This window comes from Aliiglaciecola aliphaticivorans, from assembly GCF_054782055.1.
Genome location: NZ_BAAGTF010000019.1, coordinates 117,232 through 142,054, shown reverse-complemented (window position 1 = coordinate 142,054; position 24,823 = coordinate 117,232). Strand labels below are relative to the sequence as shown.

Annotated in this window: 19 protein-coding genes; 7 read left to right on the top strand and 12 right to left on the bottom strand. The window is 43.2% G+C overall.

The annotated features are described in order from the left end of the window. Positions 1 to 35 precede the first annotated feature (35 nt). Positions 36 to 3,941, bottom strand: a complete 3,906-nt coding sequence (gene purL / locus ACYVIL_RS10935; RefSeq protein ID WP_460312466.1) for a phosphoribosylformylglycinamidine synthase — start codon at positions 3,939 to 3,941, stop codon at positions 36 to 38. 220 nt (positions 3,942 to 4,161) lie between these two features. On the opposite strand from purL, the gene mltF reads away from it, so the two are divergent. Beyond that, positions 4,162 to 5,559: a membrane-bound lytic murein transglycosylase MltF gene (gene mltF / locus ACYVIL_RS10930; protein WP_460312465.1), complete on the top strand. Its 1,398-nt coding sequence runs from the start codon at positions 4,162 to 4,164 to the stop codon at positions 5,557 to 5,559. A 190-nt stretch (positions 5,560 to 5,749) separates the two neighbouring features. Further along, a complete protein-coding gene (locus ACYVIL_RS10925; protein WP_460312464.1) occupies positions 5,750 to 5,902 on the top strand; it encodes a hypothetical protein in 153 nt (50 codons plus the stop codon). A gap of 176 nt (positions 5,903 to 6,078) precedes the next feature. Here the strand turns inward: ACYVIL_RS10925 and tadA are convergent, their stop codons facing one another. Beyond that, positions 6,079 to 6,609, bottom strand: coding sequence for a tRNA adenosine(34) deaminase TadA (tadA, locus tag ACYVIL_RS10920; RefSeq protein WP_303470339.1), 531 nt, complete (start codon positions 6,607 to 6,609; stop codon positions 6,079 to 6,081). A 201-nt stretch (positions 6,610 to 6,810) separates the two neighbouring features. On the opposite strand from tadA, the gene ACYVIL_RS10915 reads away from it, so the two are divergent. The 4 genes from ACYVIL_RS10915 (at position 6,811) to ACYVIL_RS10900 (ending at position 10,259) form a co-directional block, all read left to right on the top strand. Next, a complete protein-coding gene (locus ACYVIL_RS10915; RefSeq protein ID WP_460312463.1) occupies positions 6,811 to 7,047 on the top strand; it encodes a hypothetical protein in 237 nt (78 codons plus the stop codon). A gap of 187 nt (positions 7,048 to 7,234) precedes the next feature. After that, entirely contained in the window at positions 7,235 to 7,681 is a 447-nt protein-coding gene (locus ACYVIL_RS10910; RefSeq protein WP_303470343.1) for a MarR family winged helix-turn-helix transcriptional regulator, read from the top strand. 54 nt (positions 7,682 to 7,735) lie between these two features. Next, on the top strand, positions 7,736 to 8,998 hold the full coding sequence (locus tag ACYVIL_RS10905; protein ID WP_460312462.1) for an NAD(P)-binding domain-containing protein: 1,263 nt from the start codon (positions 7,736 to 7,738) through the stop codon (positions 8,996 to 8,998). A gap of 85 nt (positions 8,999 to 9,083) precedes the next feature. Further along, the gene (locus tag ACYVIL_RS10900; protein WP_460312461.1) at positions 9,084 to 10,259 is read left to right on the top strand and encodes an MFS transporter; all 1,176 of its coding nucleotides are present in this window, start codon (positions 9,084 to 9,086) and stop codon (positions 10,257 to 10,259) included. Between the two features lie 256 nt (positions 10,260 to 10,515). On the opposite strand, the gene guaA is transcribed toward ACYVIL_RS10900, so the two are convergent. Both guaA and guaB read right to left on the bottom strand, forming a co-directional pair. Further along, on the bottom strand, positions 10,516 to 12,093 hold the full coding sequence (gene guaA / locus ACYVIL_RS10895; RefSeq protein WP_460312460.1) for a glutamine-hydrolyzing GMP synthase: 1,578 nt from the start codon (positions 12,091 to 12,093) through the stop codon (positions 10,516 to 10,518). A gap of 76 nt (positions 12,094 to 12,169) precedes the next feature. Next, on the bottom strand, positions 12,170 to 13,639 hold the full coding sequence (guaB, locus tag ACYVIL_RS10890; protein ID WP_303470350.1) for an IMP dehydrogenase: 1,470 nt from the start codon (positions 13,637 to 13,639) through the stop codon (positions 12,170 to 12,172). Positions 13,640 to 13,911: 272 nt separating this feature from the next. On the opposite strand from guaB, the gene xseA reads away from it, so the two are divergent. Continuing rightward, the gene (gene xseA / locus ACYVIL_RS10885; protein WP_460312459.1) at positions 13,912 to 15,255 is read left to right on the top strand and encodes an exodeoxyribonuclease VII large subunit; all 1,344 of its coding nucleotides are present in this window, start codon (positions 13,912 to 13,914) and stop codon (positions 15,253 to 15,255) included. 75 nt (positions 15,256 to 15,330) lie between these two features. On the opposite strand, the gene der is transcribed toward xseA, so the two are convergent. From der to rlmN, 8 genes are all read right to left on the bottom strand, one after another. Beyond that, positions 15,331 to 16,776: a ribosome biogenesis GTPase Der gene (gene der / locus ACYVIL_RS10880; protein WP_303470356.1), complete on the bottom strand. Its 1,446-nt coding sequence runs from the start codon at positions 16,774 to 16,776 to the stop codon at positions 15,331 to 15,333. A gap of 169 nt (positions 16,777 to 16,945) precedes the next feature. After that, positions 16,946 to 18,184, bottom strand: coding sequence for an outer membrane protein assembly factor BamB (gene bamB, locus ACYVIL_RS10875; protein WP_303470358.1), 1,239 nt, complete (start codon positions 18,182 to 18,184; stop codon positions 16,946 to 16,948). 7 nt (positions 18,185 to 18,191) lie between these two features. Further along, positions 18,192 to 18,806, bottom strand: coding sequence for a YfgM family protein (locus ACYVIL_RS10870; protein WP_303470360.1), 615 nt, complete (start codon positions 18,804 to 18,806; stop codon positions 18,192 to 18,194). Positions 18,807 to 18,850: 44 nt separating this feature from the next. Next, positions 18,851 to 20,131, bottom strand: coding sequence for a histidine--tRNA ligase (hisS, locus tag ACYVIL_RS10865; RefSeq protein ID WP_303470362.1), 1,281 nt, complete (start codon positions 20,129 to 20,131; stop codon positions 18,851 to 18,853). Positions 20,132 to 20,245: 114 nt separating this feature from the next. Then, positions 20,246 to 21,364, bottom strand: coding sequence for a flavodoxin-dependent (E)-4-hydroxy-3-methylbut-2-enyl-diphosphate synthase (gene ispG / locus ACYVIL_RS10860; RefSeq protein ID WP_303470396.1), 1,119 nt, complete (start codon positions 21,362 to 21,364; stop codon positions 20,246 to 20,248). 14 nt (positions 21,365 to 21,378) lie between these two features. Further along, positions 21,379 to 22,320, bottom strand: a complete 942-nt coding sequence (locus ACYVIL_RS10855; protein ID WP_460312458.1) for a RodZ domain-containing protein — start codon at positions 22,318 to 22,320, stop codon at positions 21,379 to 21,381. Next, positions 22,317 to 23,555: a type IV pilus biogenesis/stability protein PilW gene (gene pilW / locus ACYVIL_RS10850; protein ID WP_460312457.1), complete on the bottom strand. Its 1,239-nt coding sequence runs from the start codon at positions 23,553 to 23,555 to the stop codon at positions 22,317 to 22,319. Before pilW ends, ACYVIL_RS10855 begins: the two co-directional genes overlap by 4 nt. Before the next feature lie 67 nt (positions 23,556 to 23,622). Further along, on the bottom strand, positions 23,623 to 24,759 hold the full coding sequence (gene rlmN / locus ACYVIL_RS10845; protein ID WP_303470404.1) for a dual-specificity RNA methyltransferase RlmN: 1,137 nt from the start codon (positions 24,757 to 24,759) through the stop codon (positions 23,623 to 23,625). Positions 24,760 to 24,823: the final 64 nt, after the last annotated feature.

Genomic DNA, 24,823 nt, shown 5'->3' with positions numbered 1-24,823 from the left:
TTTCTAAAATGACTTTATATGCCGCGTGTAAATTATTAACCTGCAAATACTCGCGCATTTCTAAACATTCTCATCCAAGGGCCATCTTCTTGCCAATCATCGGCTTGCCAAGAGTTTGCCACAGCCCTAAACACCCGCTCTGGGTGAGGCATCATAATAGTCGCGCGACCATCACTGGAAGTCAGTCCTGAAATGCCATCCGGTGAGCCATTGGGGTTTGCGGGGTACTGTTGAGTCACCTTTCCAAAATTATCCACATATTTCAATGCAATATGTTGATTATTTTGAACTTGTCGAAGGTGACCAATATGTTTAAATTCCGCCCTTCCCTCACCATGAGATACCGCTATGGGTAAGCGAGAACCCTGCATGCCGGCAAAGAAAATAGATTTACTTTCTTGCACTTCTAACATGGAAACCCGTGCTTCAAAACGTTCCGATTGGTTAGTCACAAAATGGGGCCATAAATCAGCACCTGGTATCAGTGACTTTAAGTTTGAAAGCATTTGGCAACCATTACAGACACCTAAACTAAAAGTTTCATCTCGGTGGAAGAATTGCTCAAACTGGTCTCGTGCATAATGATTGAATAAAATGGACTTAGCCCATCCTTCACCTGCGCCTAGCACATCACCGTAGGAGAAGCCGCCACAGGCAACTAACCCAGCAAATTTATCTAAGCTTAGATTCTGACCAATAATATCACTCATGTGAACATCAATAGCGTTAAAACCCGCTCGATTGAAAGCTGCAGCCATTTCGTTTTGCGAATTAACACCTTGCTCGCGTAAAATGGCTATTTGTGGTTTAAGCCCTTTCGAAATATACGGAGCAGCAACATCTTCGTTGATATCGTAGCTTAATTCACAATGCAAACCAGGATCTTGGGCATTTCCTTTTGCCGCCCACTCTTGATCAACACATTCAGGATTATCACGTAATCGCTGCATTTTATCTGTGGTCTCTGCCCAAATTAAGCGGTAGTAACCGCGTTCTTGTGAGATGACCTTTTGTTGCTTGTGGCTAATTTCAATTCTGTCTGAAGTGTTGAGCGTGCCAATCAAATGGGTCACGTCTGTAAGTCCATGCTGACTAAGTACTTGATTCACTTTATCCAAGTCGGCTGTCGTTACCTGAACCACTGCCCCTAGTTCTTCGTTAAACAATACTGACTGCGCATCACCTGTTAAGCTATCCAGTTCAACATCAATACCAGTGCGTCCAGCGAAGGCCATTTCAACTAGCGTGGTAAATAAACCACCATCAGATCTATCGTGATAAGCCAACAATAGATTTTGATGCACTAATGTTTGCATAGCTTCAAAGAAGGCTTTTAATAACTTAGGCTGAGTCACATCAGGAGCTTGATTACCCAACTGACTGTATACCTGCGCCAAACAAGATCCGCCAATGCGGTTACGCCCTTCCCCCAAATCTACGCACAATAAAACCGTTTCACCTTGGTCGGTTCGCAACTGCGGAGTCATGGTATTACGTATATCCTGCACGGCACCGAATGCGGTAATGATCAGGGATAATGGTGAGGTAACCGATTTATCCTGCGGCCCATCAGCCTGCTCTTCTTGCCATTGAGATTTCATTGACATTGAATCTTTGCCAACGGGTATGGTTAACCCTAGTTCTGGACATAGCTCTTCACCTACGGCTTTAACAGCTTCGTACAAACCAGCATCTTCACCTGGGTGTCCAGCGGCAGCCATCCAATTAGCCGATAATTTAATGCGATTTAACGAACCGATATCTGCAGCGGCAATATTTGTTAAAGACTCACCCACAGCCATTCGCGCTGACGCGCCATGATTTAATAATGCAATAGGCGTGCGCTCACCCACCGCCATAGCTTCACCTTGATAGCTATCAAATGAAGACGCTGTCACGGCAACATCCGCCACCGGAATTTGCCAAGGGCCGACCATTTGATCACGACTCACTAAACCAGTCACGCTGCGATCCCCAATGGTGATCAAAAAGGTTTTCTCTGCCACTGTGGGCAAACGTAAAAGACGTTCTGCAGCTTCATTTATGTCTACCGACTCAGCCCTAAAATCATCTCCAACGGATGTTTTAGATGTTACATCACGATGCATCTTAGGTGGTTTACCGAGTAAAACATCCAGCGGTAAATCAATGGGTAAGTCATTGAAATGTTCGTCATGCAATGACAAATGAGGCTGTTGAGTAGCCTCTCCCACCACCGCAAAAGGCGCTCTTTCACGTCGACAAATTGATTCGAACAACGGCAGTTTGTCTGGAGCAACAGATAGCACATATCGTTCTTGTGATTCGTTACACCAAATTTCATGGGGAGCCATACCAGGTTCGTCATTGGGTACATTTCTAAGCTCAAATTTTCCGCCACGTCCACCATCATTAACGAGTTCAGGGAAAGCATTTGATAACCCCCCTGCACCCACGTCATGAATAAACTGGATGGGGTTTTCATCTCCTAACTGCCAACAGCGGTCGATCACTTCCTGGCAACGTCTTTCCATTTCAGGATTACCCCGTTGCACAGAAGCAAAGTCTAAATCTTCATTTGACTCACCGGATGTCATTGAGGAAGCGGCACCTCCCCCTAACCCGATGTTCATGGCTGGCCCACCTAAGGCAATTAACTTAGCCCCTACGGTGATTTCGCCTTTTTGAGTATGCGATTGACGAATATTTCCTAATCCACCAGCCAACATAATTGGTTTATGATAACCCCGTACTTCCTCACCATTGAAGCTATTTACCTGTTGTTCATAGGTACGGAAATATCCCAGAATATTAGGACGACCAAATTCGTTATTAAACGCCGCCCCACCTAATGGGCCTTGTTGCATAATCTCTAACGCATTCACAATTCGCTCTGGTTTGCCATAAGCGGTTTCCCAAGGTAATGGGTAGCCAGGAATATTCAAGTTTGAAACACTAAAGCCTACTAACCCCGCTTTGGGTTTAGAACCTCTTCCAGTGGCACCTTCATCACGAATCTCACCGCCCGACCCCGTTGCGGCTCCAGAAAAAGGAGAGATAGCCGTTGGGTGGTTGTGGGTTTCTACCTTCATCAAAATATCAATATTTTCATGGTGATATTCGTATTCATGGGATGCCGGGTTAGGGAAGAAACGACCGGCTTTCCATCCCTCCATAACCGCAGCGTTATCACTATAAGCGGAATGCACATAATCTGGGTTGAGTTCGAAGGTATTCTTAATCATTTTGAACAAGGATTTAGGCTGTTTCGCACCATCAATTGTCCAATCTGCGTTGAAAATCTTATGTCGGCAATGCTCTGAGTTAGCCTGAGCAAACATATACAGCTCAATATCGTTTGGATTACGACCTAAGCGTTGGAAGTTTTCCACCAAATAATCAATTTCATCATCAGCAAGCGCTAGCCCCATTTCAACATTGGCAGAGCGTAAAGCCTCTCGCCCTCCACCGATCACATCAACACTACTGAAATGTTTAGGCGAGTCTTCTACAAATAACATTTGCACTTGCTCAAAATCAGCCATGACCGCTTCAGTCATACGGTCATGTAATATGTGTTGCAACTCGGTGCGTTGTGTTTGGCTAAGCTCAGCGGCAAATTTCAAATAATATGCACAACCACGTTCAATTCTCTTAACGTTATTAAGACCACAGTTGTGAGCAATATCAGTTGCTTTAGAAGACCATGGGGAAATAGTTCCGGGTCTTGGTACTACCAAAATTAACTCGCCTTCTGGATCGTGGGCGGGTATCGCCGGGCCGTAAGTGAGTAATTGAGTTAAAACTTGTTTCTGCTCCGCTGTTATTTCCGACTCAATTTGCGCAAAGTGCACATATTCAGCGTATATTTCAGCAATGGGAAGTTGAGCAGATGTAAAACGTTGAAGTAATTTTTCAACACGAAAATCAGATAACGCAGGAGCACCACGAAGGACGAGCATAGGGCTATTACCAAAGTTACTGGAACTTGACCATTTAGTCTGACTAAGTTCACGATTTTTAGGAAGTTTTGAGGCGCGAATTATAGTGTAAAAACAATCGATTTATAAGCATCAATCCACTTGATTTAGAAGTTTTTACTCATCAATTGCATTATTTGTGTAGATGAATCCAAACAATTTCGTCACAATGAGGTAATTAACTAAGTTTAAAAGGGAATCTGTGAAGAAAACAGTTTTTCGGTTTTTTTTACTGAGCGTATTTTTTGTACTCAGTGCATGTGAAAAACCGCAACAATCCAGCACCCTAGCCCGCATCTTAGACCAAGGTGTACTCAAAGTTGGAACCAATTATGGTTTGACAACATATTATAATGGGCCTGTTGGGCCTGAAGGCTTTGAATATGAATTAGCCAGCGGTTTCGCTAGCTACCTAGGCGTGCGTCTGGAAGTTTTCCCCTATTACACTTTAAATGAACTATTTCCCCAACTTGCTAATCATCATTTGGACTTAATTGCTGCCGGAATTAGTGTTACCAATGAGCGAGTCGATATATTCCGCTTTGGTCCAGCCTACCAAAGTATCAGCCAAAAAGTGGTATTTAAACAAGGTAATGAACGGCCCAGAAGTGCGACGGATTTGACCGAAGAAATGTTGGTTATTGCAGGCAGTAGTCATGCTGAAACACTACGAGAATTTAAGCCATTTCATCCGCAATTAGCCTGGCGAGAAACCGACGATAAAGACGCAGAAGAACTTATGGAAATGGTTTTAAACGATGAACTCGCTTACACCATAGTAGATTCTAACATTTTAGCAGTTTTGCGTAGAAGACATCCTGAGCTGAGTATTGGTTTTACTATCAGTAAAGAACAAAGCGTAGCCTGGGCATTAGACAAAAGCCAAGATGACTCATTATTAGCAGCACTGATTGAATATTTTGGTTTAATTCAATCAAATGGCACCCTGGCGGCTTTAGAAGACAAGTACTTTGGTCATGTTAGGCAATTTAACTATGTGGACACTCGGGAATTTATCCGTTCAGCTCGAAGCAATTTACCAAACTTTAGACAATGGTTTGAGAAACATGCTCAAAATCTTGATTGGCGTTTGTTAGCCGCCATGAGCTATCAGGAAAGCCACTGGAACCCTAACGCAAAATCCCCCACAGGGGTTCGTGGCATGATGATGTTAACCCTAGCCACAGCAGAAGATCTAGGTATTGAATCACGATTAGACCCTGAGCAAAGCATCCGTGGGGGAGCTGAATACTTCGCTAATTTATTAAGTAGAATTCCTGCTCGCATTCAGGAGCCAGATCGTATCTGGTTTGCCTTAGCAGCATACAATATTGGATTAGGTCACCTTGAAGATGCCCGGGTTTTAACTCAAAAACAGGGCGGCAACCCTGACATGTGGATAGACGTTAAACAACGTTTACCGCAATTACGTCAGAAAAAATACTACAAAACCACCCGTTATGGATACGCGCGGGGTGACGAAGCAGTGACTTATGTTGACAACATACGGCGTTATTATGATACATTAGTGTGGCTAGACGGGCAGGATGCCGAAACCCTCGATGAAGCTGAAGACGCAGCTCAAGCGCCAGAAAATTAAACCATCCGATATTTACGCTGTTTATTGACTTGTCATATAGCAGTCACATTTGCATGCCAATCTAATTAGAAGTAAATGATTCATTTGTTTCAATGGAAATAATTTTGAAACTAATGGATAGTTTAGTTGTCTACATCAATTAACCCGTTTTATTACAAGAAATAGGAGAAAAATCCTTAAAGGAGTTACCATGAGAAAAAGAAATACATTTACTAGAAAAGTGAAACCAAACAATAGTAGCCGTAGAAGGCTAATGTTAAAAAAAGTACACCAAAGAGTGTTGGTTAGACGTCAAAATTTCCAACAATTTGATTTACAAGAGTCTTTTGCTGAAGCAAGTTAGAATAAGCTTCAGCCAACTGGCTATGTTGTTTTCAACAAATTGGTTAAGAGCAAGTAAATCATCCTCCAATCCGATTTGACTATGCACCCCTCCTCCGATATTGAAAATATCTTTGCGAAAATACTAAACAGCACGATTCGGTGCCGGGTCATCTATTCAACAAAATTTGTCTAAGATCATTTCAATTGAGTGCCAGTTTTAGCAATTTGCTTAAGGGCTTTTTTCTGCTCACGTCGCATTTTAAAAAAGTCGGATATTTTGCTGGCACATTGCTCGCCCAATACATCGCCTTGCACTTCAATTTGATGATTTAATCTTTCATCATTCAAAAGATTCATTAAACTGCCTGCGAAGCCTGTTTTATAATCCTTTGCGCCAAAGACCAAGCGTTTGATACGAGAATGGACCAGTAGCCCAGCACACATTGGGCAAGGTTCTAGGGTTACGTAAAGGGTGCAGTCCAGCATGCGATAGTTGTTTAGCAACTTTCCCCCTTCTCGAATGGCGATCATTTCTGCGTGGGCAGATGGATCATTTAAGCTAATGGACTGATTCCAACCTTGGGATACTAACTCATTATCTTTTACCAACACCGCTCCCACTGGAACTTCACCAATTTTCCAAGCGTTGTCTGCTAAAGATAGCGCATATTCCATCCAATACTCATCTTGTGATTGAATTTTATTTGGCGAATTTGGAGTTGTCATTTATTGGTCATACAAAACATTGGTTAATTTGCTCAATAAGTTGTTTTTTTAACTAATATACATATCAAGCATTGCCTATGAAAAAACCTAAACTATTGATATTTATAAGAAATAAAAGTTGGTTAAAAATATGCAAAACAAGATCATAACGCTAAAACATACTAATACGATAACACCATACCAGTCAAAGGAGACTACGCTATGAATTTAACCGCCATCGCCATAATTGCCATCATTTGCTGGACCATTGTAAAATTAACCGGGAAAGATAAAAAAGCCCCTAAACAGGTATCTGAACCCGATCTGCAAAATGACGAATTAATACAACGACTTGCTGCGATGCAGGATCGAATTGCAGTACTAGAGGCCATTGTAACCGATGAAAAATATGTACTAAAGCGCGAGTTTGACAATCTAACACCTAGCAAAGCAGCGTAAGCTGTATAAAAAGGCGATATTACTATCGCCTTTTTTGTACCTTATAGCATGGCTACTATGCAGATCAGCGACTATTCCCTGTCTAACATCATCTCAAACACAATTTTAATTAAACAAGACCCGGGGCTTGCAGAAAATGGACGGCTACTATATTGTTGTTACTAACAACTTAAGCCAGAGACATTCGATGAACACAAAACTCAAGCGTGCCGAAGCACTTTATGAAGCGGTTAACCAACTGATCCGCGTACATCAGTTTCGTGATCGTGAAAGTATTTGCTGTCATAACGTGTCGGTCGCTCAGTGTTATGCGCTGGAAACACTGGTAAAACGAGGTCCCTTAAGGCTTAAAGAACTAGCTGAAGAAATGTGCCTTGATAAAAGTACCACAAGCCGAGTAGTTGACTCGTTACTGCGTAAAGGCTATGCACTGAAGACCTTAGACCCCCTTGATCAGCGCGCAGTGCAGCTATCACTAACCCCTGAAGGCCATGAGTTATATGCAACCATTCGAAAAAGCTTGATTGAAGAAGAGGCATCAATGATATCTGATATCTCTGATGAAGTTGTCGATGCGGCTCTTGTACTCTTGGGAAAACTTACCGTCGCAGCGCGGAACCGACTCGGCGATTAACTATTTTTTTAACCACATTGTTGTTACTAACAACACTATTTTGGAGGTTTATCTATGAATTACAATGTCGAAAACTTGCCCATTGCCATCATAGGCGCCGGTCCTATCGGTTTGAGTGCAGCAGTTAACCTGCTCGATGCAGGCCTTACACCCATTGTGTTTGAATCAGGTGATTGTGCCGGTTCCAACATAGCAAAATGGGGTCATGTGCGTATGTTTTCGCCCTGGTCATACAATATGGATCCCAAAGCGGTTTCATTACTTAAGAAAAAGGGCTGGGTAGAACCAGTTTCGACCGAGTTTCCAACCGGAAGCGAACTGCTTGAGCGCTATATACTTCCTTTGGCGTCCCACGAGAAGATTGCTCCGCACCTACATTTGAATACCCGTGTTAACAACGTCAGCCGCCAATATCACGATATTTTACGAAATAATGGCCGGGAGAGTACGCCCTTCGTGATCCGTGTTTCCGACGTTGAAGGTGAGCGTGATATTCTTGTTCAGGCCGTAATTGATGCCTCTGGTACATATCAGACCCCCAACTGGCTTGGCGCTCATGGTATTCCTGCTATTGGTGAGCTTACTGCTTCGCAATCAATTTCTTACGGTGTGCCTGATATTCTTGGCGCTAGCAATAAACAATATGCGGGCAAGTCCGTACTCGTCATCGGTGGCGGCCATTCAGCATTTAACGCATTACAAGATTTAGTCAAACTTTCTGAACAAACTGATGGCATGCATATTTTATGGGGAATACGCGGCTCCTCCGTGGATAACATCGTGCGATCACCAAAAAATGATGAGCTGCAAGAGCGCAGAAGTCTCGAAGTTCATATTCAAACATTACTGGAAGAAGGAAAAATCGAAGTATTTACCGATATAGCAATAGAAAAAATCAACTGTGAAAATGGCAAACTGATCGTAAATAGCCATTCATATCAACTACCGCCTGTAGATCAGATCATTGCAGCAACAGGGTTTCGTCCTGACCTTCAGCTGCTGTCTGAGCTGCGCACCTCCATTGATCCTGCAACCCAAAGTCCGGTTCAACTCGGCCCTCTTATTGATCCCAATCTTCATAGTTGTGGTTCAGTCCCTGAGCATGGTTCGGCTGAGCTTTCGCACCCAGAGATGGGGCTTTATATTGCTGGAATTAAAAGCTACGGCCGTGCGCCAACCTTTTTGCTAAGAACTGGCTATAAACAGATTAAGTCAATAACGTCTACGTTAGCTAGTCAGGAATACAAAGACTTTGCTGTTATAAATAGCTCTCTTTCTCGTAAAGACTGTGCCCTTAATCAAAGTTGCTCAGAATAAGCGTCTCGCCCTCTAATCAAAGCTTTATTAATGGATTTAAGGTTTATTGGAGGGCATTTTTCTTTTGGTCAATAGGATGAGAGAAATGACATACTTTATTCGAAGTCATCCGCTATTTATTGTCGTGCTCGCTCAGTTATGTGGTACTTCCCTTTGGTTCTCTGTTAATGGGGTGGGTTTGGCTCTCATTCATGATGTTGGGCTAACTGAAAAAGATCTTGGTTGGTTAACTCTCACTGTTCAGGCAGGTTTCATTACTGGTACGCTATTTATTGCCACCACAGGTTTGGCAGATCGAATAGCTGCCAGCCGCATTTTCGCTATTTCCTGCCTAGCGGGTGCGCTAGCAAATGCCAGCTTTGTGTTTGTGGCGGCTCATCAGCCATTCGATCTGCTGTTACGGTTTTTCACCGGTCTGTGCTTAGCCGGTATTTACCCTTTAGGTATGAAGCTAGTGATTGGCTGGACACCTAAATATGTCGGAGCAGCGTTGGCATGGTTAGTCGGAATGTTAACCCTAGGCACTGCCCTACCTCACCTTCTGCGCGGCATGACGCTCGGGTTACCTTGGCAGTGGACTTTACTCGTTGCTTCCTTATTAGCATTGTTAGGTGGCGCGGCTATCTTCATTTTGGGTGATGGCCCACACTTACCTTCCTCAAGTACTAAGGTACGACTCAAAGATGGGCTAGCCGCCTTAAGTGAACGGCGTTTCCGCGCAGTTGCAATCGGCTATTTTGGTCACAGTTGGGAGCTTTATGCAATGTGGACGCTGATTCCATTTATGGTGTCCCGCGAAATGGGACGTCTCGACGCGCAGGGTTTCTCGACCCCGTTGATATCGTTTAGCATCATCGCCCTTGGCCTGATGGGCTGTGTGGGTGGAGGGGCACTGAGCAGACGTATAGGAAGTCTGGCAGTGGCGCGCTTGGCACTTGGGTCCTCTGGACTTATCTGCTTGCTTTATCCGTTGGTTGCCTTTTTGTCGCCCGAAGTAATGCTAGTTTTACTCTTTATCTGGGGCCTGACAGTGATTGCGGATTCTCCTCAGTTATCGGCTCTGGCCGCTGAAGCCGCTCCAAGAGAGCGAATCGGCTCAACCTTGGCCATGTTAAATGCTATTGGCTTTGCTTTGACCATTCCATCAATTGCATTGACCACAGCCCTGTGGCAATGGCAGGGTTTGTGGGTAGTATGGTGGCTACTCCCGGGGCCAGCTTTAGGGCTTTGGGCGATGCACAGACTAGGTCGGCAACGGTAATCTGCAAAACGTCAGAAGGCGAATATTCGAGGAAAAGATAAAATTTCGACCTCTCCCTCAGTGGATATATGGTTGAGCTGCGCGATACTTGCCTGGGCTTGTTGACCTGCAACGTATCGAACGGCTGCATCTGCCTAACCAAGCTCAAAAATCAGCTTTGTTCTCTTAGACAAACGAAAAGCTCAGCACGAACGCTGGGCTTTGAAATTTATTCTGTTATTGATAGCTATTCTCAGATGTTACCTAACCGAATCTTTTATTCCCACTCAATGGTCGCTGGGGGTTTGCCTGAAATATCATAAACCACGCGAGAAATACCATCAATTTCATTAATAATGCGATTCGATACTTTGCCTAAAAAGTCATAGGGTAAATGGGCCCAATGGGCTGTCATGAAATCAATGGTTTCTACAGCACGTAGGGAAACCACCCAGTCATACTTGCGAGCATCGCCCATTACACCAACCGAGCGCACCGGTAAAAACACGGTAAATGCTTGACTGACTTTATGATACAAGTCAGCGCTGTGAAGCTCTTCAATAAAGATAGCATCAGCGCGGCGCAATAAATCACAATATTCCTTTTTCACTTCTCCTAACACGCGCACACCTAAACCCGGTCCAGGGAAAGGATGGCGATAAAGCATGTCGTAAGGCAAGCCTAGTTCTAAACCAATTTTACGCACTTCGTCTTTAAACAATTCACGTAAAGGTTCAACAAGCCCCATTTCCATGTCATCAGGTAAACCGCCCACATTGTGGTGGGATTTAATCACATGAGCTTTTCCAGTCGCCGAGCCTGCAGATTCAATGACATCTGGATAGATAGTACCTTGAGCTAGCCACTTGGCATTTTTTAGCTTTCTCGATTCTTCATCGAATACACCAACAAATTCACGACCAATAATTTTGCGTTTAGCTTCTGGATCCGCTTCCCCGACCAGGGCTTCTAAAAAGCGTGGTTCAGCATCTATTTTAATAATGTTAAGACCAAAATGGTCACCAAACATTTCCATCACCTGCTCGCCTTCATTGAGTCGCAACAAGCCGTTATCAACAAACACACAAGTGAGATTTTTACCTATAGCTTGATGCAACAACATGGCTGTTACTGACGAATCAACACCACCAGATAAACCCAGAATAACTTCATCGTCACCCACTTTTTTCTTAATACGCTCAACGGCATCTTCAATAATGCTAGCCGCGGTCCACAGTTTTTGACAACCACAGATGTCCATCACAAAGTGAGATAAAACGCGCATTCCCTGACGGGTATGGGTCACTTCAGGGTGAAATTGCACACCGTGAAATTGACGAGAAACATCAAACATTGCGGCATGGGGACAACTCGGTGTTTGTGCACCTGTAACAAAGCCTTCTGGTATTTCCAATACCTTGTCACCATGGCTCATCCAAACATCCAACAAGCCATTTCCATTACTGCCAATGTGATCTTCAATATTTGCTAACAATGGAATATTACCAATGACTTCCACTTGCGCATAACCAAATTCACGTTTATCTGAACCCAGCACTTTCCCGCCCAACTGGGCCGCCATGGTTTGCATTCCATAGCAAATACCCAATACAGGGACTCCGGCATTAAATACATATTCGGGAGCGCGCGGAGAGTTGGCTTCAGTCACCGACTCAGGACCACCAGAAAGAATAATCCCATTAGGATTAAACTCTTTAATTTGCTCCTCACTCACATCCCATGCCCAAAGTTCACAATATACGCCAATTTCACGGACGCGACGGGCGATGAGTTGGGTATATTGGGAGCCAAAATCAAGAATTAAAATACGTTGATCATGAATATTAGTGGTCATGGAAAGTCTCGTGTTAATAATATAAAAGTAGGTATTGGCATCAAAGCCAATACCTAAGATTGAACCAATAGTTAGATTAGCCTAATCGGTAATTAGGTGCTTCTTTAGTGATGCTGACATCGTGAACATGGGACTCTCCCATACCAGCTGCTGTCACTTTCACAAACTGTGGTTTGGTGCGCAAAATATCAATGGTTGCACTGCCAGTTAGTCCCATTGCTGAACGTAAACCGCCCATTTGTTGATGGATAATATTAGAAATTGGGCCTTTATAAGCAACACGGCCTTCAATCCCTTCTGGCACCATTTTTTCTTCTGATTTTGTATCTTGGAAATAGCGATCAGAAGAACCATGACTTTGGTTCATGGCACCGAGTGAGCCCATACCACGATAAGACTTATAATAACGGCCTTGGTACAACTCAACTTCTCCTGGCGCTTCTTCGGTTCCGGCCAACATACTACCTACCATCACACAACTTGCACCTGCCACTAATGCTTTAGCAATATCGCCTGAGAAACGAATTCCACCGTCAGCAATAACAGGAATATCTCGCCCTTCAAGAGCTTCAACAGCGTCTGCAACTGCGGTAATTTGCGGCACACCACAACCAGTCACAATACGAGTGGTACAAATTGAACCAGGGCCTATCCCCACTTTTACAGCATTAACGCCAGCATCAGCTAGAGCTAGTGCGCCCTCTCCAGTTGCCACATTACCGGCAATGATTTGTAATTCAGGAAATGCTTGGCGGGTAGCAGCAACACGATCCAGTACGCCTTGCGAGTGACCGTGAGAGGTATCGATTAATAACACATCTACGCCAGCGTCAACTAGGGCTTGAATACGTTCTTCAGTACCTGGCCCAACACCTACTGCCGCGCCTACGCGCAAGCGTCCTAATTCATCTTTACAGGCATTGGGTTTATTTTCAGCTTTTTGAAAATCTTTAACGGTGATCATGCCCTTGAGTTTGAACGCATCATCTACCACTAGAATTTTTTCAACACGGTGTTCATGCATCAGCTCAAGTACTTCTTCTGAAGCAGCGCCTTCAGGCACAGTTACCAATTTTTCTTTAGGAGTCATCACGCTAGATACGGGCTGATCGACTTTATTTTCAAAACGTAAATCACGGCCAGTGACAATTCCGATAAGGTTATTATCATCATCCACAACAGGAAAGCCCGAGAAACCATGATGTTTGCTCAGAGCATTGATTTCACCTAAGGTGGCTTGAGAGCTAACCGTAACCGGATCAGATACCACGCCACTTTCATACTTTTTAACAGCACGAACATGGTTAGCTTGTTCTTCAATGGCCATATTTTTGTGGATAAATCCCATTCCGCCTTCTTGTGCAAGGGCAATAGCTAACCGAGCCTCAGAAACTGTATCCATGGCGGCAGAGATTAATGGAATATTCAATGATACACTGCTGGTTAATCTGGTGCGCAGATCGGCAGTGTGAGGTAACACAGTGGAGTGCCCAGGAACTAAGAGTACATCATCAAAAGTCAGGGCTTCTTTAGCAATCCTCAACATGCAATTACACCTATATTTAGCGGGTTTTAATTGCGGCGTGATTGTAGCGGTTTTGCGTTATCAGGTAAACTGAATTTGTAGTAAAATTTCAAAACTTTTTGCGGTTAATCTCATTTGCGTATAGATTTATTTGCATTAACGCCGATTCTACTCAAAATAGCGAGTTTAAAGCACGACACATTTTACCCTGGTGTTTATTTTAATTAAGCTCACTGCTTAGAAATATCGTCAAGACTGAAGTTAAGATAATTCGGTTTACCATTAAGGATTTTATGCCAAACCAATCTTCCCCTTCCAAAAATATATTTACTGTTAGCCAATTAAATCGACTTGCTCGCTCAGTGTTAGAGTCGCAGATTGGTCAAGTCTGGTTGTCTGCAGAGATATCAAATTTTGTCGCGGCGGCTTCTGGCCATTGGTACTTCACCCTCAAAGATCCGCGAGCCCAAGTGAAAGCAGCGATGTTTCGTGGCGCAAACTCTCGGCTAAAAGTACGCCCTAAAGAAGGTGACAAGATACTGGTGCGTGCTTCGGTGGGTTTATATGAAGCCCGTGGTGACTATCAAATTATTGTCGATTTCATGGAGCCAGAAGGTGAAGGTCAATTAAAACAACAATTTGAGATGCTAAAAGTCAAACTCGCAGCCGAAGGCCTGTTTTCTACTTCACATAAAAAAGCGCTGCCTGAGACGATTCAACGTGTGGGAATTATCACCTCAGCCACAGGTGCGGCGCTGCACGACATATTAACGGTATTAAAACGACGAAATCCGTTGATTTCTGTGATTGTTTACCCTTCACAAGTTCAAGGCGAATTAGCCCCCTACCAGCTATGCCAAGCAATTGACAAAGCCGTGCAACGCAACGAGGTAGATGTGCTACTGATTGGCCGCGGTGGCGGCTCCCTTGAGGATTTATGGTGTTTCAATGATGAAACATTAGCACGTAAATTATTTTCCTGTGTTATCCCAACCATTAGCGCGGTTGGCCACGAAGTGGATGTAACCATTGCTGATTTTGTAGCCGATGTGCGCGCCCCTACCCCCTCAGCGGCGGCCGAATTGGTCAGTACAGACATGCTTGATGTGCTGCAAAACTTGCAACGTTTGAAGTCTCACCTACATCGTAGCATGGTCTCGCAAACGCAATTTCACAGGCACAGATCGCAAATTGCTAGCCAACAGTTAAAGACCTTGCACCCGGAAAATCGCATCAAACAGCAAGCTCAACACTTAGATCAAATGCAGATGGCATTAGAACAACGTATGAAACGCAAATTAGACCAGGTCGCCAATACTGTGAATAGTTTGAGCCAGCATTTATACAGCCGCTCGCCTATCAATAGGTTAGAAAGGTTAATGGAAAATAACAAAAGCCTGACGATGCAATTGAAAAAGTCGACAACCAATCTGTTGGTGAATAAACAACTTCAACTCGCCAAAGCATCTGAGCTGCTCGATAGCGTAAGCCCACTTTCTACTCTATCCCGAGGATACAGTATTACCTACAAAGACAATGAAATCATAAAGAAAAGCAGTCAGTTAAAGCCAAACGACGAGATAACCACGCGCTTCCATGATGGCTCTATTAATAGCAAAGTGACGGGTACAGACTAAGGATTAAAATAACAACAGTCACAGACCAGTCTTGTCGACTAGCTGTGACTAAGAAATTCAACTAAATTTGAGGGATTAAGGCTTCTTATGATGGGTCATTAAACGCTTGCGCTTGCGTTGTTGTGACAAGGTGAGTTTGTTGGTTTTACCTTCAAACGGGTTCGCCCCCTCTTTAAACTCAACCCGTATTGGTGTTCCCATGGTTTGCAGAGATTTGCGATAGTAGTTCATCATGTAGCGTTTATACGCTGATGGTAAATCTTCTACTTGGTTACCGTGAATAATGATCACCGGCGGGTTATAGCCACCCGCATGGGCATATTTCATTTTCACTCTGCGTCCACGCACCATGGGTGGCTGGTGATCTTCTTGGGCCATTTCCATAATGCGAGTAAGCATGGATGTATTGATTCGTTTAGTGGCAGAAGCATAGGCTTCTTGTACAGATTCGAATAAATGCCCTACTCCGGTACCATGTAACGCTGAAATAAAATGTATTCTGGCAAAATCAACAAACCCTAAACGGCGGTCTAGTTCTCGCTTAATATCGTCTTTCACGTCTTTCGACAAGCCATCCCATTTATTTACCGCGATAACTAACGAACGCCCTGCATTAAGGACAAAACCCAGTAGGCTCAAATCTTGATCGGCAATCCCCTCTCTGGCATCAATGCATAACAACACAACATTGGCTTCTTCAATGGCTTGTAAGGTTTTAATAATGGAAAACTTTTCTACCGCATCTGACACTTTTTTGCGTTTTCTAACACCGGCCGTATCAATCAGGACATATTCGCGATCATCACGCTCCATTGGGATAAATATACTATCTCGTGTGGTACCCGGCATATCAAACACCACCACCCGCTCTTCACCCAGGATACGGTTCGTTAAGGTCGATTTACCCACATTAGGTTTGCCGACAATTGCCAACTTAATAGGTAAACTTTGTAAACGCAGTAATTCAGCTTCGGCATTTTCACCATCATCATCGCGCACAACTTCAGGGATGTGCATATCGGGATAAAGCTTTTCAATTGGTTTAAGCGACTTTTCAAGAAGTTGAGTGACACCACGACCATGGGCCGCCGCCACTTGCGATATTTCTCCTAAACCTAACGAATAAAATTCAGCTGTTTCACTGTCACCATCGATACCATCGACTTTATTGGCGACCACGTAAACGGTTTTTTCTTGTTTACGCAAATGATTAGCAATACCAATATCGGCAGGTGTTAACCCCGCTCTGGCATCGACTAAAAACAACACCACATGGGCTTCATCTATGGCTAATAACGATTGTTCAGCCATCTCTGCATCAATTCCCTGCTCATCGCCACTGATCCCGCCGGTATCAACCACAATAAACTGCAAGCCTTCGTATTTAGCTTGACCGTATTTGCGGTCACGGGTTAACCCAGGATAATCGGCAACCAAGGCATCTCGACTATTGGTTAGCCGATTGAATAAAGTAGATTTTCCCACGTTAGGGCGACCAACGAGAGCGATGACAGGTAACATATTATCATTCCAATAAAAAAGTTACGGCTCAAGTACCTAAATTAGATAGTTGAGCCGTTAATAGTTTGTACTTAAGCTATGTAGTCCACATTCATGCTATAAAGCCAATCCATAGTGGCTAATATCTGTGAACTTACACAATCGATGGTGCCAAATCAACAAAAGTTAATTAGATTATAGGCACTTCAATGGCAACTAATTCACCATCTCGAGTCTGAGTATATATTGTATCGCCAAAGGCTACGGGAGCGACATAAATTCCTTCATCTTCATCATCACCACCAACATCCATCCGCGAGACTATGCTGCCATCGGTTTTATCTAACCAATGTAAAAACCCGTATTTATCCCCTACTACCATGTATTTTCCAATAGGTTCAGGTGAGGTTAGATTGCGTTTTTTAAGACCGCCTTGGCTCCATAGTTCAACACCGTTACGTCTATCGATAGCATAAATATTACTGTTTTTGTCAGTTACGAACAGACTATTGCCATCAATTCCAAGACGTCTATAGGAGTTATATTCACGCTTCCAAATAATACGTCCGCTGCGCAATTCTACTGCGGCTAAAGTACCGTCAAAGGAAATGACATAAACATTTGGTCCGACTACCAAAGGTTGACTATCAATATCAACGATTCGCTCTAACTCAGTTGCGCCTGAAGGGGCTGAAATAGTTTGCTCCCAAGCAGTTTGTCCACTAGCGAGAATGTTGACCACCAATTTCCCTGTCGCTGTCCCTACCAAAGCACCACCATTCACCGCAACTGGCGCTGAAATTCCTCTTAAACTCAAAGCGGGCACGTCAGATTCAAACATCCACAATTGCTCGCCAGTGTTTGCGTCCAACGCAAAAAGTGTCCCTGAACCTGTATTTACCAAAACGACATTTTCATCGACAGCGGGAGAGGCAATAATTTCACCACGGACTTGGGTCACCCATTTGGTTTCCCCGGTGTTCGCGTCTAACGCATAAACTTCGCCGTTCTCCGAGCCAAGAAACACAGTTTCATATATAACCGTAAGGCCACCGGAAATTTTAGCAGTTACCCCATCCGACCATAAATTGGTAATAAAGCTATACCAGTTATCGTTAGGATATTCGGCAAAATCACGCTCCCACACTTGTTTACCCGACTCAAGCTCAAAAGCCGCAACCGTCCCTTGACGACTAGCAGCAAAGACTTTGTCATAGGCAATCGCGGGGCGTAATCTTGAATAGAATTTATCAATACCGCCGGTCAGATCTTTTGACCATAACTGCTTGGGTGTAAACTTAGCATCTATTGGTTTGAGGGTGCGGATTTCAATTTCTTCGTCATCCATAAACCAGCCAGAAATAGTTGAACAACCTGCTAGTGTCATTACACTTACAAATGTAATCACTTTAATCCAACTTAACCTCATACTGATATTACCCATTTATCACAACCGCTAAGTTATCCAACTTCATTTTAACCGGTTGATTACCTGCATTGGCTTCTAAAGACGCAGTATATGCCGCTTTGGCAGCGTCAAAATTCGATTGATTAAAGTAAATATCGCCCTTGATTTCTTCAACCTGAGCAACAAATGCAGGTTGCGTAACCAAGTCTAAACTCGCCATAGCTTGGTCAAATTGATTCAATGAATTTTGTACTCTAGCCAAACGTAAATTCGCAACACTTTTTAATGCTGGGTCTTGGGCATTATTGGCTGCATATTTTAAATGCGTAACAGCTTTTTCTAAGTCGCCATCTTCAGCTGACAATTTCGCCAACTGTAAGGCTGTTAGAATCGAGTATCCGCCTTGGTTATTTTCAACAAAAGCTTCCGCTTCTTGCGTATTTTTAGAGTTTAACGTCGTGTTTATTTGCTCATAGGAGAGTGACGCAGCTTCTTTTTCTGCTATTTGCGTATCGTTGTAATATCTCCAACCATACAAACCACCCACACCTAAAACCACGCCAACCGCAATTGCTAAGCCATTTTCACGCCAAAAACGCTTAATCGCTTCGACTTGTTGTTCTTCTGTTGCAAACTCTTCCATCTAATTTTCCTCGTACAAACTGTAATAGGTAATTGTACTTTATCTTATTTTGTAAAATATTGAGCTAAAACTGTGTCCAATTCAGCACTGGCTATTGTCACCTGCGGAATATCTTCACGAAGGTATTTAACCACTACTTTCTGTTCGTTCATTTCATTTTCACCAATCACTAACACTATTGGTGCTCCGCTCTTATCAGCGCGTTTCATCTGTTTTTTTAAGTTTCCGCCACCACAATGCAATTGCACTCTAAGCTGTGGAGAAGAATCTCTCAATTGCTCAGACAATTTCATGGCGTAAAGTTCCGTAGAATCACCAAGGGCCGTCACATAAATATCAACAGGGTCAGGAACTTCGGAAGTTAATTCTAAGGTTTGTAACATTAAAACAAGTCGCTCAATGCCCATGGCAAAGCCCACAGCCGAGCTCGGTTTACCACCTAATTGTTCAATTAGACCATCGTATCGGCCTCCGGCACACACTGTACCTTGAGCTCCTAGACTGTCGGTAACCCATTCAAAAACCGTGCGATTGTAATAATCTAAACCACGAACTAAACGGGAGTTAATCCGGTAATTAATGCCCATATCCGTTAATTTCGAGCACAAGGTTTCAAAATGCTCTTTTGAGTCCTCGTCTAGATAATCTAATAATGTGGGAGCATCTTTAATAGCAGCCTGCACATCAGGATTTTTACTGTCCAAGACGCGCAATGGGTTTGACTCTAAACGGCGCAAGCTATCTTCATCTAACTGGGATTTCCGTGCCGTTAAATATTCCACTAAAGCTTCGCGATAATTAGCTCTAGCTTGGTTAGAACCCAATGAATTCAATTCCAACGTAACCTGCTCACTGATACCAAAGGCTTTCCACAGACGAGCGCTGAGTAAAATCACTTCAACATCAATATCTGGACCTTCAAGACCAAAGGTCTCAATACCAAATTGGTGAAACTGACGGTAACGCCCTTTTTGTGGACGTTCGTGTCGGAACATGGGGCCCATATACCAGATACGTTGTTGCTGATTGTAGATAAGACCATGCTGATTGCCAGCGCGAACACAACTAGCCGTATTTTCTGGACGCAGGGTTAAGCTATCGCCATTACGATCTTCGAAGGTGTACATCTCTTTCTCAACGATGTCAGTTACTTCTCCGATAGAGCGTTTAAATAAATCGGTACTCTCTACAATAGGAGTGCGCAATTCTTGATAGCCGTATGCACTAACTACATTGCGAATTTTGTTTTCTACCCATTGCCAAATACCGGAATCAGCGGGTAAGCAATCATTCATCCCGCGAACTGCTTGAATTTGTTTTGTCACTAAATACGTACTCTGAAATTCGATTCTGCATTGGCGCTCAGTTTGCCAACACCCTAATAAAAAAGCCCCGTATTATAGGGGCTTTGATAGTAGTGTTACAAGTGCTAAAAAATTTTAACCCACTTGCTTCACATCAATTTTGCGACTGGCATCTAATTGCGATGCCTTGGCTCTGATCCGTTTTTCCAATTGATCGACTAAATCATTATTTGCAAGGCGTTCTTTTTGACGCTGCCCATCTAAATAAAAGCCACTCATATTGCGAGCCCCTGTCAGCCCTAAATCGGAAACTTCAGCTTCACCCGGTCCATTTACAACACAGCCAATAATGGACACGTCCATGGGTGTCAAAATATCTTCAACACGCTGCTCAAGGGCATTGACCGTGGCAATCACATCGAACTCTTGACGAGAACAACTGGGGCAAGCAATAAAGTTAATCCCTCTTGATCGTATCCGCAGGGATTTTAATATATCAAACCCAACTTTTATTTCTTCTATGGGATCGGCGGCCAATGAAATTCGAATGGTATCGCCAATACCTTCTGCCAATAACATCCCTAAACCCACAGAGCTTTTCACTGCCCCTGAACGAAATCCTCCAGCCTCGGTGATCCCAAGATGCAAGGGTTGATCAATCTTTTTGGCCAACTCTCGATATGCGCCTACGGCCAAAAACACATCAGATGCTTTCACACTGACCTTAAATTGATCAAAGTTGAGCTTGTCTAAGATATCCACATGGCGCATAGCGGATTCAACTAACGCTTCGGGTGTAGGTTCACCGTACTTTTCTTGCAACTCTTTTTCTAAAGAGCCACCATTTACACCAATGCGAATAGGAATGTTTTTATCCCTCGCACAATCGACAACAGAACGCACACGTTCCATGCTACCTATGTTGCCTGGGTTAATACGCAAACAATCTACACCGTACTCCGCTACTTTTAAGGCAATCCGATAATCAAAATGAATGTCTGCTATAAGGGGCACATTCACTTGCTCTCGAATGAGTTTAAATGCTTCAGCCGCATCCATGGTCGGAACCGATACTCTTACGATTTCGCCACCCACTGCTACTATTCGATTGATTTGAGCCACAGTCGCTGCAACATCTGTGGTATGCGTATTGGTCATAGATTGCACGGCAATAGGTGCGCCATCACCAATGGGGACATTTCCAACGTTTATACGAGTCGATTTACGACGTTTTATGGGAGATTCAGAAAACATATAAATACCTTAACCTATGAAGCAAATGGCAGAGAAAATTTAACTGACTTGCCCGCTTCAAAACGCGACATGTCAACCAACACACCGTCATAACGAATCTGCACAACACTTGGTGCACCTAATGTCACTTCGAACGGTGCAACCCCAGACACGGTCATCACCCGACCTTTCTTTTTAACCCCATATGCAATGGCTTCACCCGTTGCATCTTTAAGATTCATCCAGCAATTGTCTGAAAATTCGAATACTAACTCTATATTGTTCGCCGCATTTTGCGACTCTTCAGGTACATTTACTACGTCAGCTTGTTGAGCAACATCAGCAACAATAGAATCGTCTTCGGTTATTTCAGTTTGTTCATTAGTGTCAATGTCATTAACTTCTTCGCTGATTTGTGCACTGATAATTAAATCATCCGCAGTGGGCTGTTCAGACATATCAGTCTGTGAAAGATCCTCTGGCGTATTCTGTTCAGCGCTTATCCCTGACGCCTGTTGCTGGGCAATTGGCTCATCAATCTGATTGGTTGCTGTGTCTGTATTATCCGACGAGTCTTGTTGTAACCACCAAATCACCACTAACGCTAATAATGCAGCGATAATACCGTAAGTAATTAACATCAACCTGTCATCGCTGGCTTGTTTAGCTACCCGCTTCGAGAAACTTTGTAGCTTTGCAGGTTCTTTTTCAACTTCTGTTTGTGAAGCAAATGCATCAACCACAACCTGCTCATCCACATTCACTTGTTTTGCATATAATTTCAGATACCCCTTGGTGAACGTCATGGAGATTTTGGGGTCGTATTCATCAGATTCAATTGATTCAATAATATTCACTTTGAGGTGTAATTTATTGGCAATATCAATGGATTTTAAGCCTAATTTCTCCCGTGCTTCCTTTAGAATTGCACCTGGGCCTTTTACGCTAATGGGTTGTTCTTGCTGTTCTTCTGTCATTTATTTTCTACCGCTTGGGGATCAATCACTATTAACTTTTTTCCTACGAATAAAGCCGCGCCGTCAGAAAGATTATTCCAATCCATTAAGCGCTGCATTTTGACATTATACTTCAAAGAAATTCGATATAAATTTTCGCCTTTCTGCACAATATGATATTTCTGCACTGACTCTTCATTAACTTCTTGCCTTTTAAGCAAAGTCGCAACCTCCTGCTCAGACTCTAACTCCGAGGTCTCTTTCAGGATTTCCTCAGGCTGGGAGTCTTCAACTGGATAATCTTGTACCACACTATTTTGGTTATTTTCCTGGCTGTTTTGGTTGTTTTTTTGAGGTTGAGCAGAGTTATCAGTGTTAACGTTTTGGCTGGTAATAAGCTGTTCTGCTACCGTGTTTTGATTATTAATATTATCTATTCCGCTCTTATTCGGCGTAAGCTTTTTTGCAACTTTTTTATTATCCACTAAGTTGGCTAAGTTTTGTCTGTTTTGAATATATTTTACCGTATTAGGATGCTTAGGGTACATGCTAATTAGCATGTCGCCATAGCCCTTGGCTAAGTCATTATGATTTAATGCCTGTTCTATAATAATCGACTTCCAAAGCGTATCTGCGGTGACTCTGGCAGTTTTCTCCAAACGACGAAGATTCAGTTTTGCCTCTTCCCACTGTTGTTGTTGCATTTGCAGTTCAACTAACAAATTTAACGCTTTGGCCCGAGACGGTTGATGATTTAAAGAGCTTTGCAGATAGGTTAAGGCGTCTTCGATTTCTCCTTGGCTTTGACTGCACAAGGCTAAGTTCTCGTAGGTCTCCGCAGTTGAAATATAATTACTACTATTAACCGCCTTAAGAAAATAGCTTTTGGCTTCTGTGTATTGCCCATTTTCACATAAAAAAGCACCGTAAGAGTTGGCGATATCTGGGTTTTTAGGGTCAAATGCCAGCGCTTTTTGATAGGCTTCATCTGCCAATTTATCTTCATCTACCTGTTGATAATAATACGCCATACTAAAGTGAGCATCCGCTAGGCGAGGAGCAAATTTCAACGCTTTGTCCAGATTAAACTTAGCTTGACTGTAGTTACCATTTTTTAGATAGGTTAAACCCAGTGAAATTCTATTTTTGGCCGCAGCGATAGGATCAAAGTCGTCACTTGCTTTAAAACCTTCCGGCAAAGGTTCGCTCACACAAGCGGAGAGAAATATCATTGCGATAATCAAAAAACTACGCATATAACTCACTTACGTTAGGGATTATTTAGATTCACCTATGCTAACTGCTTGTTAGGTACGAATCCAACTAGTTAGCCATTTTTACTGAAATTTGTTGACCTTTTTGCTGCTTTTTCAACATACGCTTAGTACGATCCACAACGTCTCCGACTAATTGCCCACAAGCAGCGTCAATATCGTCGCCGCGAGTTCGACGCACCACCACAGTAATGCCATATTCCATTAACACTTTAGCAAAGCGATCGATTCGAGAGTTACTTGAACAAGTATAAGGTGAACCTGGGTAAGGATTAAAGGGTATTAGGTTAATTTTGCAAGGCGTTTCTTTAAGCACTTTAGCTAATAGATGAGCTTGGTCAGTACTGTCGTTAATGCCATTTAGCATAACATACTCTACCGTGACTTTACCTTGATTGGCATTTGACTTCGCCAGGTATCGTCTAACCCCAGCTAAGAACTCTTCAATGGGGTATTTTTTGTTGACTGGCACTATTTCATCACGTAAATCATTAGTTGGTGCATGCAAAGATATGGCTAATGCCACGTCAATCATGTCACCTAATTTATCGAGTGCAGGTACAACCCCTGAAGTACTTAATGTTACCCTACGTTTAGATAGACCGAAGCCAAGGTCATCTAACATAATTTCCATGGCTGGCACCACATGTTTTAAATTTAACAGTGGTTCGCCCATGCCCATCATTACAACGTTGGTAATGGGTCTTTTTGCCGTATCTTTTGATAAGCCAATGGTGATCGCAACGCGCCAAACCTGTCCGATAATCTCAGCTACCGTTAAGTTGCGATTGAAACCTTGTTGTGCAGTGGAACAAAATGTACATTCTAAAGCGCAGCCCACTTGTGAAGACACACATAAAGTGGCTCGGTCGCCATCAGGTATCCAGACAGTTTCTACTTCCTGTCCACCTTCTAATTTTAATGCGAACTTAATGGTGCCATCGGTAGCATTTTGCTGATAAGCAATTTCTGGAGCACGTATTTCGCAACGTTCAATCAACTTAGCTCGCAGGGATTTATTCAGGTTCGTCATTTTCTCGAAGTCTGTTTCACCTTGCTGATAAATCCATTTCATCAATTGATCAGCACGAAATGGTTTCTCGCCCATAGACGCGAAAAACTCTCGCATACCTTGACGATTAAAATCTAACAAATTGGTTTTAGCCACTTGATGGACTACAGACATAAAACAATTAACCTCAATTCAAACTAACTAGATTGTACATTTTATAAGCTAACTTTACTACGAC

Excerpts from the sequence above, each read along its gene's own strand:
- ispG (WP_303470396.1), bottom strand. The coding sequence starts at position 21,364 with ATGTTTTCTGAATCTCCCATAAAACGTCGTAAATCGACTCGTATAAAC.
- ACYVIL_RS10905 (WP_460312462.1), top strand. The coding sequence starts at position 7,736 with ATGAATTACAATGTCGAAAACTTGCCCATTGCCATCATAGGCGCCGGT.
- der (WP_303470356.1), bottom strand. The coding sequence starts at position 16,776 with ATGTTACCTGTCATCGCTCTCGTTGGTCGCCCTAACGTGGGAAAATCT.
- purL (WP_460312466.1), bottom strand. The coding sequence starts at position 3,941 with ATGCTCGTCCTTCGTGGTGCTCCTGCGTTATCTGATTTTCGTGTTGAA.
- guaB (WP_303470350.1), bottom strand. The coding sequence starts at position 13,639 with ATGTTGAGGATTGCTAAAGAAGCCCTGACTTTTGATGATGTACTCTTA.
- rlmN (WP_303470404.1), bottom strand. The coding sequence starts at position 24,759 with ATGTCTGTAGTCCATCAAGTGGCTAAAACCAATTTGTTAGATTTTAAT.
- ACYVIL_RS10925 (WP_460312464.1), top strand. The coding sequence starts at position 5,750 with ATGAGAAAAAGAAATACATTTACTAGAAAAGTGAAACCAAACAATAGT.
- ACYVIL_RS10870 (WP_303470360.1), bottom strand. The coding sequence starts at position 18,806 with ATGGAAGAGTTTGCAACAGAAGAACAACAAGTCGAAGCGATTAAGCGT.
- ACYVIL_RS10900 (WP_460312461.1), top strand. The coding sequence starts at position 9,084 with ATGACATACTTTATTCGAAGTCATCCGCTATTTATTGTCGTGCTCGCT.
- bamB (WP_303470358.1), bottom strand. The coding sequence starts at position 18,184 with ATGAGGTTAAGTTGGATTAAAGTGATTACATTTGTAAGTGTAATGACA.
- tadA (WP_303470339.1), bottom strand. The coding sequence starts at position 6,609 with ATGACAACTCCAAATTCGCCAAATAAAATTCAATCACAAGATGAGTAT.
- ACYVIL_RS10855 (WP_460312458.1), bottom strand. The coding sequence starts at position 22,320 with ATGACAGAAGAACAGCAAGAACAACCCATTAGCGTAAAAGGCCCAGGT.
- xseA (WP_460312459.1), top strand. The coding sequence starts at position 13,912 with ATGCCAAACCAATCTTCCCCTTCCAAAAATATATTTACTGTTAGCCAA.
- ACYVIL_RS10910 (WP_303470343.1), top strand. The coding sequence starts at position 7,235 with ATGAACACAAAACTCAAGCGTGCCGAAGCACTTTATGAAGCGGTTAAC.
- ACYVIL_RS10915 (WP_460312463.1), top strand. The coding sequence starts at position 6,811 with ATGAATTTAACCGCCATCGCCATAATTGCCATCATTTGCTGGACCATT.
- guaA (WP_460312460.1), bottom strand. The coding sequence starts at position 12,093 with ATGACCACTAATATTCATGATCAACGTATTTTAATTCTTGATTTTGGC.
- pilW (WP_460312457.1), bottom strand. The coding sequence starts at position 23,555 with ATGCGTAGTTTTTTGATTATCGCAATGATATTTCTCTCCGCTTGTGTG.